Below are 14,183 nucleotides of genomic sequence, written 5' to 3' on the forward strand. Positions count from 1 at the left end.
CGGAAGGGGTGGCTGGCGTACGTGGCGGAGTCAGCGGCGGTGCGCGTCCGGCGGGCCGCGGTCGCCCGGTGCCGAGGGGCGATCGGGGACGCGGTCGTCATCGACGCGGTTCGCGGACGGTCGTCCGGCGTCAGTCCTCCGTGACCTCGATGGCCTGCACGGGGCAGGCGCGGGCGGCCTCCCGAACGAGCGGGTCGCCCCCGCCGTCCTCGCGGCCCGGCAGCAGCGCGCTGAATCCGTCGTCGTCCTGGGTGAACACCGAGGGGGCGGTGAGGGCGCACTGGCCGGAGCCGATACAGACGTCCTTGTCGATGGTGATCCGCATGACCGGACCCCTTTCGTTGACGAGCCGCCCCCGGTGGTTGCCGATCGGCGCTACCAGGCGAGCGGCAGTTCGATCATTCCTTGGAGAGTGTCTCCCGGCTTGAAGGGAATCTCGGCAGCCGGCACGGCGAGTCGCAGATCGGGAATTCGCCTGAAGAGGGAGCGTAGCGCGATCTCCATCTCGGCGCGGGCCAGATTCTGGCCGAGGCACTGGTGGATGCCGAAGCCGAACGCGAGATGGTGGCGCGCCGAGCGCTCCAGATCCAGTTCGTCCGGCGACGGATAGGCCGTCTCGTCGCGGTTGATCAGCGACGTCGGGAACAGCACGCCGTCGCCGGTGCGGATGGTCTGGCCGGCCATCTCGATGTCGGCGGTCGCCACCCGCACCATGCCGTCGGCTATGGACAGGAAACGCAGCAACTCCTCGACCGCGCCCGGGATCAGACTGTCGTCGGCCCGCAACTGAGCCAGCGCGTCGGGGTGTTCGAGCAGGGTGAAGGTGCCGAGGGAGATCATGTTGGCGGTGGTCTCGTGGCCGGCGATCAGCAACACCATGGCCAGGCGGACCAGTTCCTGGTGCTCCAGCGAGCCGGCCCGGAGCCGGTCGTCGATCAGCTCGTCCAGGAGGCCGTCGCCCCGTTCCCTCTCCTTACGGGCGATCAAGTCCGCCAGATACCCCTCCAGTTCGCGGCGGGCCTCCTCGCCCTCCTCGGCCGTACGCCCGCGCAGGATGCGGTGGGACCGCTCCTCGAAGAACTCGTGGTCCGCATACGGGACGCCGAGCAGCGCGCAGATCACCATCGACGGGACGGGCAGCGCGAACGCGGAGACCAACTCGGCGGGCGGGCCCTGCGCCAGCATCCGGTCCAGCAGGTCGTCCACGATGCGCTGGATCCTCGGCCGGAGCATGGCGGTTCGCTTGAGGCTGAAGGTGGGGATCAGCATCCGCCGCTGGGTGTTGTGCTCCGGGTCGTCCACGCCGATCAGCGGCGTCCGCACCCGCCGGATGTTCGAGAAGCGCTCGATCATGATGGGGAACGCCGGGTTCTGCCGGTCGGCGGACAGTCGTTGATCGCTCAGCAGGACCCGCGCTTCCGCGTGACCCGTCACCGCCCAGATGGTGCGGCCGTCGAAGAGGGAGACGTGGGAGAGCGGGCCGTTTTCACTCAACGGCCGGTAGGCGGAGGGCGGGTGGTAGGGGCAGGTGCGGTTCTGGGGGAAGGGGATGGTTTCGCTCACGGTTTCTCCCGTGCGGGTGAGGTGATGCGCTCACCAGGGGGATGTCACCGACGGCCGTCGTGTGACATGCCGTCCCCCGTGCGAGTGTGAGGGGCCGCGCTGATCTCCAGAGGGGTGCGGTGGACCGGGCGCGGCTCCGCGCCGGTCGTTCAACGCGGCGCGCAAGCGGTCCCGTTGGGTGCTCGAATGCGCTCTCATCCCCTCTCGACGGTGGTCTCCGTTGCTCGGTGCTGTGGCTTCGATGGTCGAACGTCCGAAACTGTCCCCGGTGTTCCCGCCGGACGCAACAGGGTTTCCAGGACCGCGTCCAGGTGGCGCTCGCGCGCGGCGCCGTCGGGCAGGGACCGCGGCACGGCATGGCTGAGCTGGGTGTGCCCCAGATACGTGGTGTAGGCGAGCAGGCTCCGATGATGCGCCTCGTCCTCGGGGAAGCCCAACTCGGCGAAGAGGGTGGCGATATGGCCGATCCGGCGGTCGGCCACCCGGGCGAGTGCGGCCGCCACCCGAGGGTCCGCCGCGGAGGCCAGCAGCGAGACCTCCAGGGGGTCGCCGGCGGTCCGGCGGGTCGCCCGTCGGAACAGCAGGCGGAGCCGCTCGCCCGGATCCCGCTCGTCCGCCGACTCGGCGATCACAGCCTCGGTGCGGGCCTGCGCCCAGCGGTCCAGGGCGGCCTCGATCAGTGCGTCCCGGTTGGCGAAGTGCCAGTAGAAACTGCCCTTGGTGGTGCCCAACCGGGCCGCCAACGGCTCCACGGCGACCGCCGCCAGCCCGCCCTCGCCCATCGCGGCCAGGGCCGCGTCGGCCCAGTCCTGCACGGTCAACCGCTGCCGCGCGGCACCGTCGTCGGTCCCCTTCGCCCGCTTTCGCGCCATGGCCATACGCTACCGTACGGTCACTCCGTGCGCCATCGCGTGACGGCGGCCTGTGGATGGCGCGCGATGCCTCAACTCCCGTCGGCTGTACGGCGATGCGATGAAGGGCATCGGGGTGTGGGGAGTGGTCGGGCGGCGCGCCGTGCTGGCACACGGTGCCGCTCTGGCGTGCGCGTCGGGAGTGCGTCGACCGTCGTCATGGTGCTCTGTTCACGCGCGTCGCCGCCGTGATCGTCATCGGCAGCTTCCCGCAGCTCGGCGCCCCGAGGGTCACCCCCTGGTCAAGGTTGGCACTCAGTGCCAGACTCGGTTCATGGTGCAACGAGACGACACGGGACGGCGACGGACTCTCGCTACGGACCAGGCCTGGGCCGCGCTCGGCGGCGATCCCGGGCTGACGGAACGGATCTCCTACGCCGGGCCGCCCGGCCTGCTGGCGGCCCGACTCCCGGCCATGGACCTGGCCCGCGCCACCGTCGCCGCCTGCGCCCTGGCCGCTGCCGAACTGGCCGCCGGGCGCGACGGAGGCCCGCTGCGCTCCGTACGGGTCGACGACGGCGCGGTGGCCACCGCCTTCGTCAGTGAGCGGCATCTGCGCATCGACGGTCACGCCGCCTCGACCTTCGCGCCGCTCTCCCGCTTCTGGCGCGCCTCCGACGGCTGGCTCCGTACCCACGCCAACTACCCGCACCACCGCGCCCGTTTGCTCCGCGCACTGGGCCTCCCGGATACCGCCGAGCCCGCGGACGTCGAGGCCGTGATCGCCGGCCGGCGGGCCGATGAGGTCGAGGACGCCGTCTACGCGGCCGGTGGACTGGCGATCGCCGCCCGCACCCCCGAGGAGTGGTCCGCCCACCCGCAGGGCGCCGCCGTCGCCCGTCACCCGCTGCTGACGCGGGAGCCGCTCGGCGCTGCCGCCCCGCCGCGCGCTGTGCCGGCCCGCGCAGGGGACCCGGTGCTGCCCGCCGCCGGGCTGCGTGTCCTGGACCTGACCCGGGTGATCGCCGGCCCGGTCGCCACCCGTACGCTCGCCCTCCTCGGCGCCGACGTCCTGCGCATCGACGCCCCGCAGCTCCCGGAGAGCCAGGACGCCCACAACGACACCGGATTCGGCAAGCGCTCCACCGCGCTCGACCTGGGTTCGCCCGGCGGCCGCGCCTCCTTCGAGGCGCTGCTGGCCGAGGCGGACGTGGTGGTGACCGGCTACCGCCCCGGTGCGCTCGACCGCTTCGGGCTCGCCCCCGAGGCCCTCGCGGAGCGCCGCCCCGGGCTGGTCGTGGCGCAGCTCTCCGCCTGGGGCGACGACGGCCCTTGGGGCGGGCGGCGCGGCTTCGACAGCGTCGTCCAGGTGGCGACCGGCATCGCCGCCATCGAGGCGGACGGCGCCGGCACCCCGGGCGCGCTGCCCGCCCAGGCACTGGACCACGGCACCGGGTACCTCCTGGCCGCGGCGGTGCTGCGGGCGCTGACCGAGCAGTCCCGGACGGGCGGTTCGCACCTGGCGACGCTGGCGCTGGCCCGTACGGCACGCTGGCTCGTGCACGACCTGGGGAACGAGACCGAACCGCCCGCCCATGAGGGCACGACGCTCCCCGCCCCCTCCCCGGGCTATGACCCCGACCGCTATCTCGGGGAGGCCGACAGCCCCGTTGGGCGGCTGCGGCACGCCCTGCCTCCGGTGGCCTTCGACGGCGGTCCGGTGAACTGGACGACGCCGCCCGGCCGTTGCGGCAGTGACGCGCCCGTGTGGCGCTGAACGATCCCGGTGCGTTCCCGTTCGGCATCGCACCGGCGCTGTCGGCTCCGGGTGGCCGCCCGGTCGTTCGGAGCCGACAGCCGGGTGGTGTGCCACCCGGAAGAGGGGACGGCTGGTCCGGTGCCACCGCCCCTCGTACGATCTGCTGATGACGAGCACCGACCGCTATCTCGTGCGTGGTCCCAGGGTGGGTATTCGCCCCTTCGCCGCCGACGACCGCGAGGAGTTCACCGCCCTCGCCCGGCAGAGCGCCGACCTGCACCGCCCCTGGCTGTTCCCGCCGGCCACCGACGAGGCGTACGACGACTATCTGGCGCGGCTCCAGGAGCCGCTGCGCGAGGGCTACTTGATCTGCGAGCACCACGCGGGACGCATCGCGGGCTACCTGACCGTCAACAACATCGTGCACGGCGCCTTTCGCAGCGGTGCCATCGGCTACGGGGCGTTCGCGCACGCGGCCGGGCGCGGCCTGATGAGCGAGGGGCTGTGGCTGGTGCTCCGCCACGCCTTCGGGCCGCTCGGCCTGCACCGCCTGGAGGCCAACATCCAGCCGCCCAACAAGCAGTCCATCTCCCTGGTGGAGCGCGCGGGCTTCCGTCTGGAGGGCTTCTCGCCGGACTTCCTCTTCGTCGACGGCGCCTGGCGCGACCACGAACGCTGGGCCATCACCCGCGAGATGCTCCAGGAGGACACCGACGACCAGGCCGACCTGGACGGTATCCGGGCGGAACGGAACACCCCGAAGGGCGGCGAAGCGGAGTGAGTGATTCCCAGGACACGCGGGCGGTCGTCGTCCGGCGCACGGTGCCGGTCTTCCGGATCTTCGACGTGGCCAAGGCGCACGAGTTCTACGTCGACTACCTCGGATGCACCGTCGACTGGGAACACCGCTTCGAGCCGGGCATGCCCCTCTACACCCAGGTCTCCCGCGACGGCCTGGTGCTCCACCTCTCGGAGCACCACGGCGACGCGACCCCCGGTTCCACCGTCTACGTCGAGCTGACCGGGGTGCGGGCCCTGCACGCCGAACTGGCCACCAAGGGCTACCCGTACCTGCGACCCGGCCTGGAGGAGGACGAGTTCGGGACCTGCCTCACCTTGACCGACCCGTTCGGCAACCGGATCCGCCTCAACGAGCAGTTCCCCAAGGGGCAGGGGAACCAGGGCGCTTCTGACGGGAGGGCCGCTACCGGCGCTTCCGGTTGACCTTCATGGTGTCCATGTCGGTGGCGGTGGCCCGCAGTTCGCGGTGACCCAGACCCGCCTCCCGGAGCGCGTCCTCCGCCTTCTCCTCGCCGAGCGCGGCGGCCATCGCCTCGCCGTACTCGGCGTCCGAGACGATGACGTAGCGGTAGCTGAAGGCGTGCAGCGCGCTGTCGTAGGCCAGCGAGCCCTCGGGGGTGAACTTCATCTGCGCCAGTCCGTGGTCGTCGACCTCGGCGAGCAGCTTCGCCTGCGCCTCCTCGGTGAGGTTGTCCCACTTGCCGCGGACGATCACCCGGTAGGTGTGCTGCGTGGCCATCTGCACCGCTTCCGTTCTTCCCGTTCCCAGTGTGCAGCAGTAGAGGCTATGCGCACGAGCCCGGCGCCGCCCGCGCATTTTCCGTGCAACCCCCTGCAACGACCGGCCGTTTGGACGCCGCCCGTTACGATCGCCGTATGCGCCGGAACGTGCTGATCGACGCCCCCTCCAACCTGGGACTGCGGCCGCCCGCGCCCGGTGCCGTGCCCGGTTGCTACAAACTGGCCGGAGCGCTGCGGGAGCAGGGACTGCTGCGGCGGCTCGGGGCCCAGGAGGGCGGGGTGGTGGTGCCGCCCCGGTACGGCCTGGGGGAGTGGCGCGAGGGAGACGGGGACTTCCACGCCGCGGCGCTCGCCCAGTACAGCGTGCGGCTCGCCCGACGGATCCAGGGCCACGTCCGCAACGGGGACTTCCCGGTCGTCCTCGGCGGCGACTGCAGCATCCTGCTGGGTTCGGTCCTCGCGCTGCGGCGCCTGGGACGGTACGGCGTCGCCTACCTGGACGGGCACAGCGACTTCCGGCATCCGGGGAACACCGAGGTGTCCGGCCCCGTTGGTGCCGCGGCCGGCGAGGGCGCCGCCCAGATCACCGGGCGCGGTCAGCCCGATCTGACGGACATCGAGGGCCTGCGCCCGTATGTCCGGGACGAGGACGTGAACCTCCTGGGAATCCGGGACGCGGACACCGACCAGGGAGAGCTGGCGCGGTTGGGCATCAGTTGCACCAACGTCGGCGAGATCCGGCGACGCGGCCCGGAGACGGTCGCGCGGGCGGCGCTCGGGCACCTCCAGAACTCCCCGCTGGACGGCTTCTGGATCCATCTGGACGCGGACGTGCTGGACCCCTCCGTGATGCCGGCGGTGGACAGTCCCGACCCCGACGGCCTGTCCACCGAGGAACTGCGGGCGCTGCTCGGCCCGTTGGCGGCCTCCCCGCGCTGCGTGGGGATCGACGTGGCGATCTACGACCCGGACCGTGACCCCGACGGCTCCGGGGCCGTGCTGCTGGCCGACCTCCTTGAGGGCGTTTTTGCGCAACCCTGACCCCACCCGGTCTCCAGGGGCCCTGGTCAGACCGGCGATCACGTTGTTCCATGGTCAACAGGGGGCCGCCGCAGCCGAGGGGGCCCGGCACGATCTTGCGAGGCAGCCGTGGCCACGAGTGTGCGACGCACCACCCTGACCCTTCCCATGGCCGCCGTCGGCCCGGACAATCCCCTGCCCGCCCTGCACGACCCCGGCGACGTGCACCGCGTCGAGGTCCCCTCGGGTGCCGCCCCGCCGCCCGATATGGCGCGGCAGCTCCGCTACGAGCCGCTGCGTTCGATCCTGCCCACCCGAAGGCGCGACGGCTACGGCCGGGACCGCCGCAGCACCGACCTCGATGCCCTGGTCATCGAGAACGACCGGCTGCGCGCCACCGTCCTGCCCGGCCTCGGCGGCCGGATCCACTCCCTCCACCACAAGCCCACCGGCCGTGAACTGCTCTACCGCAACCCGGTGGTGCAGCCCGCCGACTTCGCCCTCAACGGCGCGTGGTTCTCCGGTGGCATCGAATGGAACATCGGCGCCACCGGGCACACCACCCTCTCGTGCGCCCCCCTGCACGCCGCCCGGGTGCCGGCCCCCGACGGGGGCGAGATGCTCCGATTGTGGGAGTGGGAGCGGCTGCGCGACCTGCCGTTCCAGGTCGACCTGTGGCTGCCCGACGGCGCGGACTTCCTCTACGTGGGCGTGCGCATCCGCAACCCGCACCATCACACCGTCCCGGTGTACTGGTGGTCCAACACCGCCGTCCCCGAGGACGCCCACACCCGCGTCCTGGCCCCGGCCGAGGACGCCTGGCACTTCGGGTACCAGCGCACCCTGCGACGCGTCCCGGTGCCGGAGTCCGACGGGGCCGACCGGACGTACCCGTTGGGCAGCGAGTTCCCCGCGGACTACTTCTACGACCTGCCCGAGGGCGCCCGCCCCTGGATCGCCTCCCTCGACCGTGCGGGGTGCGGTCTGGTGCAGACCTCCACGGACGGCCTGCACGGCCGCAAGCTCTTCGTGTGGGGCGCCGGGCGGGCCGGCCGGCGGTGGCAGCGGTGGCTCACCGAGCCCGGCACCGGCGGCTACGCGGAGATCCAAGCGGGCCTGGCCCGCACCCAGTTGGAACACGTGCCGCTCGACGCCGGAGGCGAGTTCTCCTGGCTGGAGGCGTACGGGCCGCTGGCCGCCGATCCCACCGCGGTGCACGGCACCGACTGGGCGGCAGCCCGCGACGCCGTCGAGGAGCGGCTGGCCGCGACGCTGCCCCGCACCCAGGTCGAGGACGCCTACGCCGCCTGGCTCCCGTACGCCGACCAGGAACCGAAGGAACAACTGGCGAGCGGCTCCGGCTGGGGCGCCCTGGAGGTGGCCCGCGCGGGGTGGGACCTTCCTGGGACGCCGTTCGCCACGGCCACGTTGGGCGCCGAGCAAGGGCCCTGGTTGACCCTGCTCAGGACCGGGGAACTGCCGGCCGTCGGCCCGGTACCGGGGCCCGCGCCGGTCTCCGCGGCCTGGCGCGACCTCCTGGAGTCCGCGGACCCGGGGCCGGCCGCCGAGTACCACCTCGGGCTCGCCCAGTGGCACGCCGGGGACCGGGCGCAGGCCGTCCGCAGTTGGGAGCGTGCACTGGCGCACGGCGCCGGATGCCTGCCGCTGTACTGCCTGGCCGTCGCCGAGTCCCTCGCGGGCGAGACCGGGCACGCCGCCGATCGCTTCGCCGAGGGCTTCGCCTGTGTCGTGCGGTCGGCCGCGTCCGACGATCCGGCGACCGCCCGGGCCTGGCGAGAGGTCCTGCCGGCCTTCGTCCGGGAGGCGGTTCCCGCGCTGCTCGCGGCCGAACGTCCCGAGGACGCCGCGGAGATGCTGGCGGCGCTGAGCCCGGCCGAGCGCGCGGGCGGACGCTGCCGGCTGCTGGCGGCGCAGGTGCTGCTCGCCCAGGGGCGGCCGCGGGAGGCCCGCGAGATCTTCGACGAGGGCTTCGAGATCGCCGATCTGCGGGAGGGCGACGAGGCGCTGAGCGACACCTGGTACGCCATCGCCGAACGGCTGGTGGCGGGGGACGGTCCGATCGACGCGGACACCGCCGCGCGGGCGCGGGCGGAGCATCCGCTGCCGGAACGCTACGAGTTCCGGATGCGACCGACGGACGCGGCGTAGGGGTCGCACGCCGGGTGGAGCGGGCCGGGACGGGGCGGTGCCCCAACCCGGCCCGCTCCGCAGGCGATTGGCATATGCCAGTTGGAAAAGATCGTGACGGTTTGGAATCTCCGTCGATCGTCACGCGTTGTGACGGTCATGAAAGCAATTACCACGAACAGTTATGGCGGCCCTGAGGTTCTCACCTACTCCGAGCAGCCCGATCCCAAGGTGGCACCCGACTCGGTGCTGATCCGGGTGAAGGCGGCCGGCGTCAATCCGGTCGACTGGAAGATCGTCGCGGGCCATCTGGACGGTCTGATGTACGTTCACTTCCCGCTCGTCCCCGGTTGGGACGTGGCGGGAGTGGTCGAAGAGGTCGGCGTCGACGCCACCGAGTACGCCGTGGGCGACGAGGTCATGGGCTACGTCCGCAAGGACGAGGTCCAGCACGGCACTTTCGCCGAGTTGGTCGCTGCTCCGGTGCGGACGCTGGCCCGCAAGCCGGCAGCGTTCAGTTGGCAGCAGGCCGCCGGGCTCCCGCTCGCCGGGCTGACGGCCTATCAGTCCCTCAAGCGGGCCCGGGTGAGAGAGGATGACCTGGTGCTGGTGCACGCCGCCGCCGGCGGGGTCGGTTCACTGGCGGTCCAGATCGCGGTCGCCGAGGGGGCCCGCGTGATCGGTACGGCCAGCGAGCGCAACCACGAGTTTCTGCGGTCCCTGGGCGCCGAGCCGGTGACCTACGGCGACGGGCTGGCGGAGCGGGTGCGGGCGCTGGCGCCCCAAGGCGTCGACGCCGCCATGGACTTCGTCGGCGGTGGGGCCGTGGAAGTCTCCCAGGAGTTGCTGAAGGACCGCGGCAGAGTGGTGTCGATCACCGACGGCGAGGTCAGGGCAAAGGGCGGCCACATGGTCTGGGTCAGACCGGACGCCGCCGATCTGAGCGCACTGGGCATTCTGGCGGACGCCGGAAAGCTCGCCGTGCCGATCGACACGGTGCTTCCGCTGCGGGACGCCGCGGAGGCGTTTCGGCTCAGCATGGCGGGCCGGGCCCGAGGCAAGATCATTCTGGAGGTGTGACTGGAGGTGTGAGGGGCGCTGAGGAGCCTGAAGGAGTAGGTGGCGCGAGCGAGGAGGCGCGACGGTTGCCAGCTGAGGGGCGGCTCCCGTCGGACCGCGTCGTCACGTCGTTGACGCGGGCACTGTGGGGCGCCCCGCGGACGCGTCACTGCCTGGCGTTGCGCGCGGTGCTAATCCAACGAGGCGGAAGGCGCGCGGTGTTGGGCGCAGCGCCACACCCAACACCGCACCCACGATGCCTTGAGATGCCGCGCATTGCCCTTGGGTGCGGAGGCGAGGCAAGGCGAGGCGCGGCGCGCCGAAGCGTGATGTGGCGTAGCGCGGCGAGCTGACGAGCTGACGGGCCACGAGAGTGTGAGAGGGGGATGGCGTGAAGTGGGATGAGCCGGCCGGGTGGAGCGGGTCTCAGCTGATCTGGACGCGGTCGACGTACTCGAAGATCGACCCGTCGGGGTGGCGGGCAACCACGTTCCGGCCGATGGGGGTGGTCAGCGGTCCGGCGATGATGTCCGCGCCTACCGCGGTGAGGTCATCCACCGCCGCGTCGACGTTCTTGACGGCGATGGTCGCGGTGATCTTCCGGAGCACCGACAGTTCCGCCTCGGGACCGCTCATCAGGAAGAAGCACCCGACCGCCGCTACCGCCACCCCGCCGCGCTGGAAGCGGATCGCCTCGGTGCCGGTCAGCCGTTCGTAGACCGTGACCGCGGCATCGAGATCGCCGACACATACCCGAAGTGAGGTCCCCAGAATGTCCATATGAATCAGCCTAGTTGGGCGGCCCACGGCTGCGCGAACCTTGGCGACGGTGTGACTGCGATGCGGTCGTGTCGTGGAGGCGGGGTGGCGGAGGCGTCGTGCTGACGTTGGGTGGTGACGGCTGACGTCAGGCGCTCACGTCAGGCGCTCATGTCAGACGCGGCAGAGGAGTTCGCCGTGCAGCATGGCGAACCATCCGTCCTCCTGTGCGCCCCACTCCCGCCAGGCCGCGGCGATGCGGGTCAGGTCGTCGTCGGTGGCGTGCCCGTTGTTGATCGCGATCTCGGCGTAGGAGGAGGCGACCGTGCGGTCCGCCCACAGTTCGGACCACCAGTTCCGCTCCTCGGGGGTCTGGTAACACCAGGCGCTCGCCGTCGCGGTGATGTTCTCCGGCGGGAAGCCGGCCCGGCGCGCCCAGGCGTGCAGTTGGCGTCCGGCGTCGGGCTCGCCACCGTTGGCGCGGGCCACCCGGCGGTACAGGTCCAGCCAGTCGGCCATGCCCTCGACCTCCGGGTACCAGGTCATGGTGGCGTAGTCCGAATCGCGGACGGCGACGATGCCGCCGGGCTTGGTGACACGGCGCATCTCGCGCAGGGCCTGCACGGGATCGCCTACGTGCTGGAGGACTTGGTGGGCGTGCGTCACGCAGAAGGTGTCGTCCGGGAAGTCCAGGGCGTGGACGTCACCGACCGTGAAGCGGACGTTCTCCACGCCGCGGGCGGCGGCCGTGGCGCGGGCCTGGTCCAGTACGGCGGGGGCGTATTCCAGGCCGGTGACCTGGCCGTCCGGTACCAGGGCCGCCAGGTCGGCGGTGATGGTGCCGGGGCCGCAGCCGATGTCCAGGATCTGCATGTGAGGGAGGAGCGAATCCAGCAGATATCCGGCGGAGTTGGCGGCGGTGCGCCAGTTGTGTGAGCGCAGTACGGACTCGTGGTGGCCGTGGGTGTATACGGCGGATTCCTGCGGCATGGACGGCTCCTTCGCGAACATCGGGGGCTGTCGCACGAGGCCGTGGCGGACCACGGCCGGGTACGGATGCCCTGCGGCGTGCTGCTCACACGGTACGCCGGCGTCTCGCATGACGAGAGATGCGTCTTGCGATGTGGACGAGGAGGAGGGGCGGGGGGTGGGCGCGGGGGAGGGGAGAGGGGGAGGAGGCGAGGGAGGGCGGGGGTCAGGGCAGGGAAATGGCCTGCCGACCAAGGGAGTTGACCGTCAAACCCGTCAGTCAGTCGCGGAGGAGGCGATACACCGTCAGGGCTTCGGTCTTCTTGTCCAGGGCCAACTCTCCTGGAAACGCGGCGACTTCGCCGTCGTAGGCGAGTGGTGTGCCGTCTCGGAGGCCGCTGAGGCGCAGCCGGGGGAGGCGGGCCTCGCCCAGGACGGGGGAGCTGCGCGGGGTGCCGAGCAGGGCGGCGAGGAGGAGGCGGGTGCCGGCCAGGCGGCCGCCGTGCACCACGCGGACGTCGAGCACGCCGTCGGCCAGGTCGTGTCGGCGTACCGGGGCGGTGCCCAGGCCGCGGTACTGGCAGTTGCCGACGAACAGCAGCCAGATGCTGTGGCGTTCGCCGTTGAGCTCGATGTTCAACGGCGCGGCGGAGCGCAGCACTTCCCATGCCGCGAGGACCCCCGCGGGCCAGGGTCCGATCCGGTGGGCCCATCGTTCGCGGATCCGTACCAACTCCGGGTAGACGCCGATGGAGAAGGTGTTGAGGAAGTGGTGGCCCTCCCGGTGCGGCTCGGCGCGGAAGCGGGCCACGTCGACCGCGACGGCCTCGCCGCTCTCCACGGCGCGCGCCGCCTCCGCGTGGGTCTCGATCCCCAGGTCGTAGGCGAAGTGGTTGAGGGTGCCGCCCGGGAGGACGGCGAGCGGCAGGCCGTGCCGCATCGCGACCGCGGCCGCCGCGTTGACGGTGCCGTCGCCGCCGAGCACCCCCAGCGCGCCGCCCCGCGCCCCGGCCTGTGCGGCGGCCTCCGCCAACGCCTGGTCCATCGGCGGTCCGTCCGGGCCGCCGCACACCGTCACCTCGGCGTGCGGCAGCACCCCGTGGACCTCCGCGGCCCGGTCGGGGCGCGGGCCCGAGCGTTGCCCGGAGGACGCGTTGGCGACCACGAACAGCCCGCGCCCGCCGGGCAGCGCGGGCGCCTCGGCGCGCGGCCGGGCGGGCGGGGCCAGTTGGGCGCGGGTCGGCGCGGCACCGCGGACCGCGAAGGCCGCGCCCACGCCGAGCGCGGCGCCCGCCAGCACGTCGCCCGGGTAGTGCACGCCGGTGTAGACGCGGGAGAACGCCACGGAGGCGGCGAGCGGGGCGAGCGTCAGTCCCCACCACTTGTTCTCGAAGGCGACGCCGGTGACGAAGGCGGCGGCCGAGGCCGCGTGCCCGGACGGGAAGGAGGAGGTGAAGGGCTGGCGGCCGAGTTGGCGCACCACGGGGACGGCGTCCAGGAGAGGGCGGGCGCGGCGCACGGAGCGTTTGCCGAGGGTGTTCACGGTCGCGGAGGCCACGGCCAGGGAGGCCACCCCGCGCAGGGCGGCGCGGCGCGCCGGGCGCCCGCCCAGTGCCGCCGCCCCCGCCGCGATGCCGAACCACAACAGCCCGTGATCGGCGCTGCGGGTCAGCCGCGGCAGTACGCGGTGGGCGCCGGGCCAGTTGCGGGAGGCGATCCGGTCGAAGGCCCACCGGTCGAGGTTGCTGACGAGCTTTCGTGTGCGCATGGGTCACCTGTACCCCCGGAACGGGCGGGCAGGCTGGCCCGAGCGGGGTCTGGAGGGGGCCGAGGGGGGACCGAGCGGAAGGGGCGGGTGTGGTGGATGCGGTGGATGGGGCGAGGCAAGATGCTGGGCGGTTGGGCTTCTCGGAATATGGGCGGGTAGGGGGGTGTGGGTGAGCGGGGCATACGGAGGCGCGAGGGCGCTGGGGGAACGGGCGCGCGGGGTGATCAGGAGGCGGGCGGATGCCGACCTCGACGTCTGTGTGGCGGTGCTCGCCGAGGTGCACGCGCACAGCGGGTACCCGCACCACTGGCCCGAGGAACCAGCGCGTTGGCTCACGCCTGACGGGTTGTCGGCCGCGTGGGTCGCCGAGGTGGGCGGGGCGGTGCTCGGCCATGCCGCGCTGTGCGGGCGGGAGATCAGCCGGCTCTACGTCTCGCCCCGCGCCCGCGGGTGCGGCCTCGGCGCGCGGTTGCTGGCGGCCGTCGAGGCGGAGGCGGCGGTCCGTGGGGTGCGGCTCGTCCTGGAGGTGAAGACCTCCGACGCGTCGGCCGTCGCGCTGTACGAGCGGCGGGGCTGGGTGCGATGCGGCGGTGAGCGGCAGGTGTGGCGTGCGGGAGGGGTGGCAGAGGAGGTGGAGGTGTACCGGTACGCGGCGCCGCCGCCGGCCGGGCGAGAGGCGGGAACGTAGCGGGCAGGGAGAGGGGAGGGGCGTTTGGTGGTGGCCGTCCCGTTTGGCTCGGCGTGG

Annotated in this window: 14 protein-coding genes; 7 read left to right on the forward strand and 7 right to left on the reverse strand. The window is 72.6% G+C overall.

Annotated elements, in window-relative coordinates; translation table 11 throughout:
- Window positions 1-130: 130 nt before the first annotated feature.
- The 3 genes from ACIQU6_RS12045 to ACIQU6_RS12055 form a co-directional block, all read right to left on the reverse strand.
- Window positions 131-325 (reverse strand): ferredoxin, encoded by a 195-nt coding sequence (locus ACIQU6_RS12045; protein WP_274912426.1) that lies wholly within the window; start codon window positions 323-325, stop codon window positions 131-133.
- 50 nt (window positions 326-375) lie between these two features.
- Complete coding sequence (locus ACIQU6_RS12050) at window positions 376-1,563, reverse strand: cytochrome P450 (RefSeq protein ID WP_403481505.1); 1,188 nt, start codon at window positions 1,561-1,563, stop codon at window positions 376-378.
- A gap of 194 nt (window positions 1,564-1,757) precedes the next feature.
- Complete coding sequence (locus ACIQU6_RS12055) at window positions 1,758-2,441, reverse strand: TetR/AcrR family transcriptional regulator (RefSeq protein WP_403481506.1); 684 nt, start codon at window positions 2,439-2,441, stop codon at window positions 1,758-1,760.
- 307 nt (window positions 2,442-2,748) lie between these two features.
- Between ACIQU6_RS12055 and ACIQU6_RS12060 the strand changes: the two genes are divergently transcribed.
- The 3 genes from ACIQU6_RS12060 to ACIQU6_RS12070 all read left to right on the forward strand — a co-directional run bounded on the left by ACIQU6_RS12060 (window position 2,749) and on the right by ACIQU6_RS12070 (window position 5,397).
- Window positions 2,749-4,191 carry a CoA transferase gene (locus ACIQU6_RS12060; RefSeq protein ID WP_403481507.1) on the forward strand — a complete coding sequence of 481 codons (1,443 nt, stop codon included), beginning with the start codon at window positions 2,749-2,751 and terminating at the stop codon, window positions 4,189-4,191.
- Between the two features lie 148 nt (window positions 4,192-4,339).
- The gene (locus ACIQU6_RS12065) at window positions 4,340-4,954 is read left to right on the forward strand and encodes a GNAT family N-acetyltransferase (protein ID WP_403481508.1); all 615 of its coding nucleotides are present in this window, start codon (window positions 4,340-4,342) and stop codon (window positions 4,952-4,954) included.
- Entirely contained in the window at window positions 4,951-5,397 is a 447-nt protein-coding gene (locus ACIQU6_RS12070; protein WP_403481509.1) for a glyoxalase superfamily protein, read from the forward strand. Before ACIQU6_RS12065 ends, ACIQU6_RS12070 begins: the two co-directional genes overlap by 4 nt.
- On the opposite strand, the gene ACIQU6_RS12075 is transcribed toward ACIQU6_RS12070, so the two are convergent.
- The gene (locus tag ACIQU6_RS12075) at window positions 5,378-5,713 is read right to left on the reverse strand and encodes a DUF6204 family protein (RefSeq protein WP_403481510.1); all 336 of its coding nucleotides are present in this window, start codon (window positions 5,711-5,713) and stop codon (window positions 5,378-5,380) included. The two genes, ACIQU6_RS12070 and ACIQU6_RS12075, sit on opposite strands and share 20 nt — an antisense overlap.
- A gap of 137 nt (window positions 5,714-5,850) precedes the next feature.
- On the opposite strand from ACIQU6_RS12075, the gene ACIQU6_RS12080 reads away from it, so the two are divergent.
- The 3 genes from ACIQU6_RS12080 (at window position 5,851) to ACIQU6_RS12090 (ending at window position 9,963) form a co-directional block, all read left to right on the forward strand.
- The gene (locus ACIQU6_RS12080; RefSeq protein WP_403481511.1) at window positions 5,851-6,756 is read left to right on the forward strand and encodes an arginase family protein; all 906 of its coding nucleotides are present in this window, start codon (window positions 5,851-5,853) and stop codon (window positions 6,754-6,756) included.
- Window positions 6,757-6,864: 108 nt separating this feature from the next.
- Complete coding sequence (locus tag ACIQU6_RS12085; RefSeq protein ID WP_403481512.1) at window positions 6,865-8,904, forward strand: DUF5107 domain-containing protein; 2,040 nt, start codon at window positions 6,865-6,867, stop codon at window positions 8,902-8,904.
- A gap of 138 nt (window positions 8,905-9,042) precedes the next feature.
- Window positions 9,043-9,963, forward strand: a complete 921-nt coding sequence (locus ACIQU6_RS12090; protein WP_403481513.1) for an NADP-dependent oxidoreductase — start codon at window positions 9,043-9,045, stop codon at window positions 9,961-9,963.
- A 405-nt stretch (window positions 9,964-10,368) separates the two neighbouring features.
- On the opposite strand, the gene ACIQU6_RS12095 is transcribed toward ACIQU6_RS12090, so the two are convergent.
- From ACIQU6_RS12095 to ACIQU6_RS12105, 3 genes are all read right to left on the reverse strand, one after another.
- Entirely contained in the window at window positions 10,369-10,722 is a 354-nt protein-coding gene (locus ACIQU6_RS12095) for a VOC family protein (RefSeq protein ID WP_403481514.1), read from the reverse strand.
- Window positions 10,723-10,875: 153 nt separating this feature from the next.
- On the reverse strand, window positions 10,876-11,691 hold the full coding sequence (locus ACIQU6_RS12100; protein WP_403481515.1) for a class I SAM-dependent methyltransferase: 816 nt from the start codon (window positions 11,689-11,691) through the stop codon (window positions 10,876-10,878).
- Between the two features lie 259 nt (window positions 11,692-11,950).
- Window positions 11,951-13,438 carry a phosphatase PAP2 family protein gene (locus ACIQU6_RS12105; RefSeq protein WP_403481516.1) on the reverse strand — a complete coding sequence of 496 codons (1,488 nt, stop codon included), beginning with the start codon at window positions 13,436-13,438 and terminating at the stop codon, window positions 11,951-11,953.
- Between the two features lie 169 nt (window positions 13,439-13,607).
- Between ACIQU6_RS12105 and ACIQU6_RS12110 the strand changes: the two genes are divergently transcribed.
- On the forward strand, window positions 13,608-14,126 hold the full coding sequence (locus tag ACIQU6_RS12110; protein ID WP_403481517.1) for a GNAT family N-acetyltransferase: 519 nt from the start codon (window positions 13,608-13,610) through the stop codon (window positions 14,124-14,126).
- Window positions 14,127-14,183: the final 57 nt, after the last annotated feature.

The organism is Streptomyces sp. NPDC090442 (genome assembly GCF_044769405.1).
Lineage (GTDB): Bacteria > Actinomycetota > Actinomycetes > Streptomycetales > Streptomycetaceae > Streptomyces.

Excerpts from the sequence above, each read along its gene's own strand:
- ACIQU6_RS12045 (WP_274912426.1), bottom strand. The coding sequence starts at position 325 with ATGCGGATCACCATCGACAAGGACGTCTGTATCGGCTCCGGCCAGTGC.
- ACIQU6_RS12055 (WP_403481506.1), bottom strand. The coding sequence starts at position 2,441 with ATGGCCATGGCGCGAAAGCGGGCGAAGGGGACCGACGACGGTGCCGCG.
- ACIQU6_RS12060 (WP_403481507.1), top strand. The coding sequence starts at position 2,749 with ATGGTGCAACGAGACGACACGGGACGGCGACGGACTCTCGCTACGGAC.
- ACIQU6_RS12065 (WP_403481508.1), top strand. The coding sequence starts at position 4,340 with ATGACGAGCACCGACCGCTATCTCGTGCGTGGTCCCAGGGTGGGTATT.
- ACIQU6_RS12075 (WP_403481510.1), bottom strand. The coding sequence starts at position 5,713 with ATGGCCACGCAGCACACCTACCGGGTGATCGTCCGCGGCAAGTGGGAC.
- ACIQU6_RS12080 (WP_403481511.1), top strand. The coding sequence starts at position 5,851 with ATGCGCCGGAACGTGCTGATCGACGCCCCCTCCAACCTGGGACTGCGG.
- ACIQU6_RS12090 (WP_403481513.1), top strand. The coding sequence starts at position 9,043 with ATGAAAGCAATTACCACGAACAGTTATGGCGGCCCTGAGGTTCTCACC.
- ACIQU6_RS12095 (WP_403481514.1), bottom strand. The coding sequence starts at position 10,722 with ATGGACATTCTGGGGACCTCACTTCGGGTATGTGTCGGCGATCTCGAT.
- ACIQU6_RS12100 (WP_403481515.1), bottom strand. The coding sequence starts at position 11,691 with ATGCCGCAGGAATCCGCCGTATACACCCACGGCCACCACGAGTCCGTA.
- ACIQU6_RS12105 (WP_403481516.1), bottom strand. The coding sequence starts at position 13,438 with ATGCGCACACGAAAGCTCGTCAGCAACCTCGACCGGTGGGCCTTCGAC.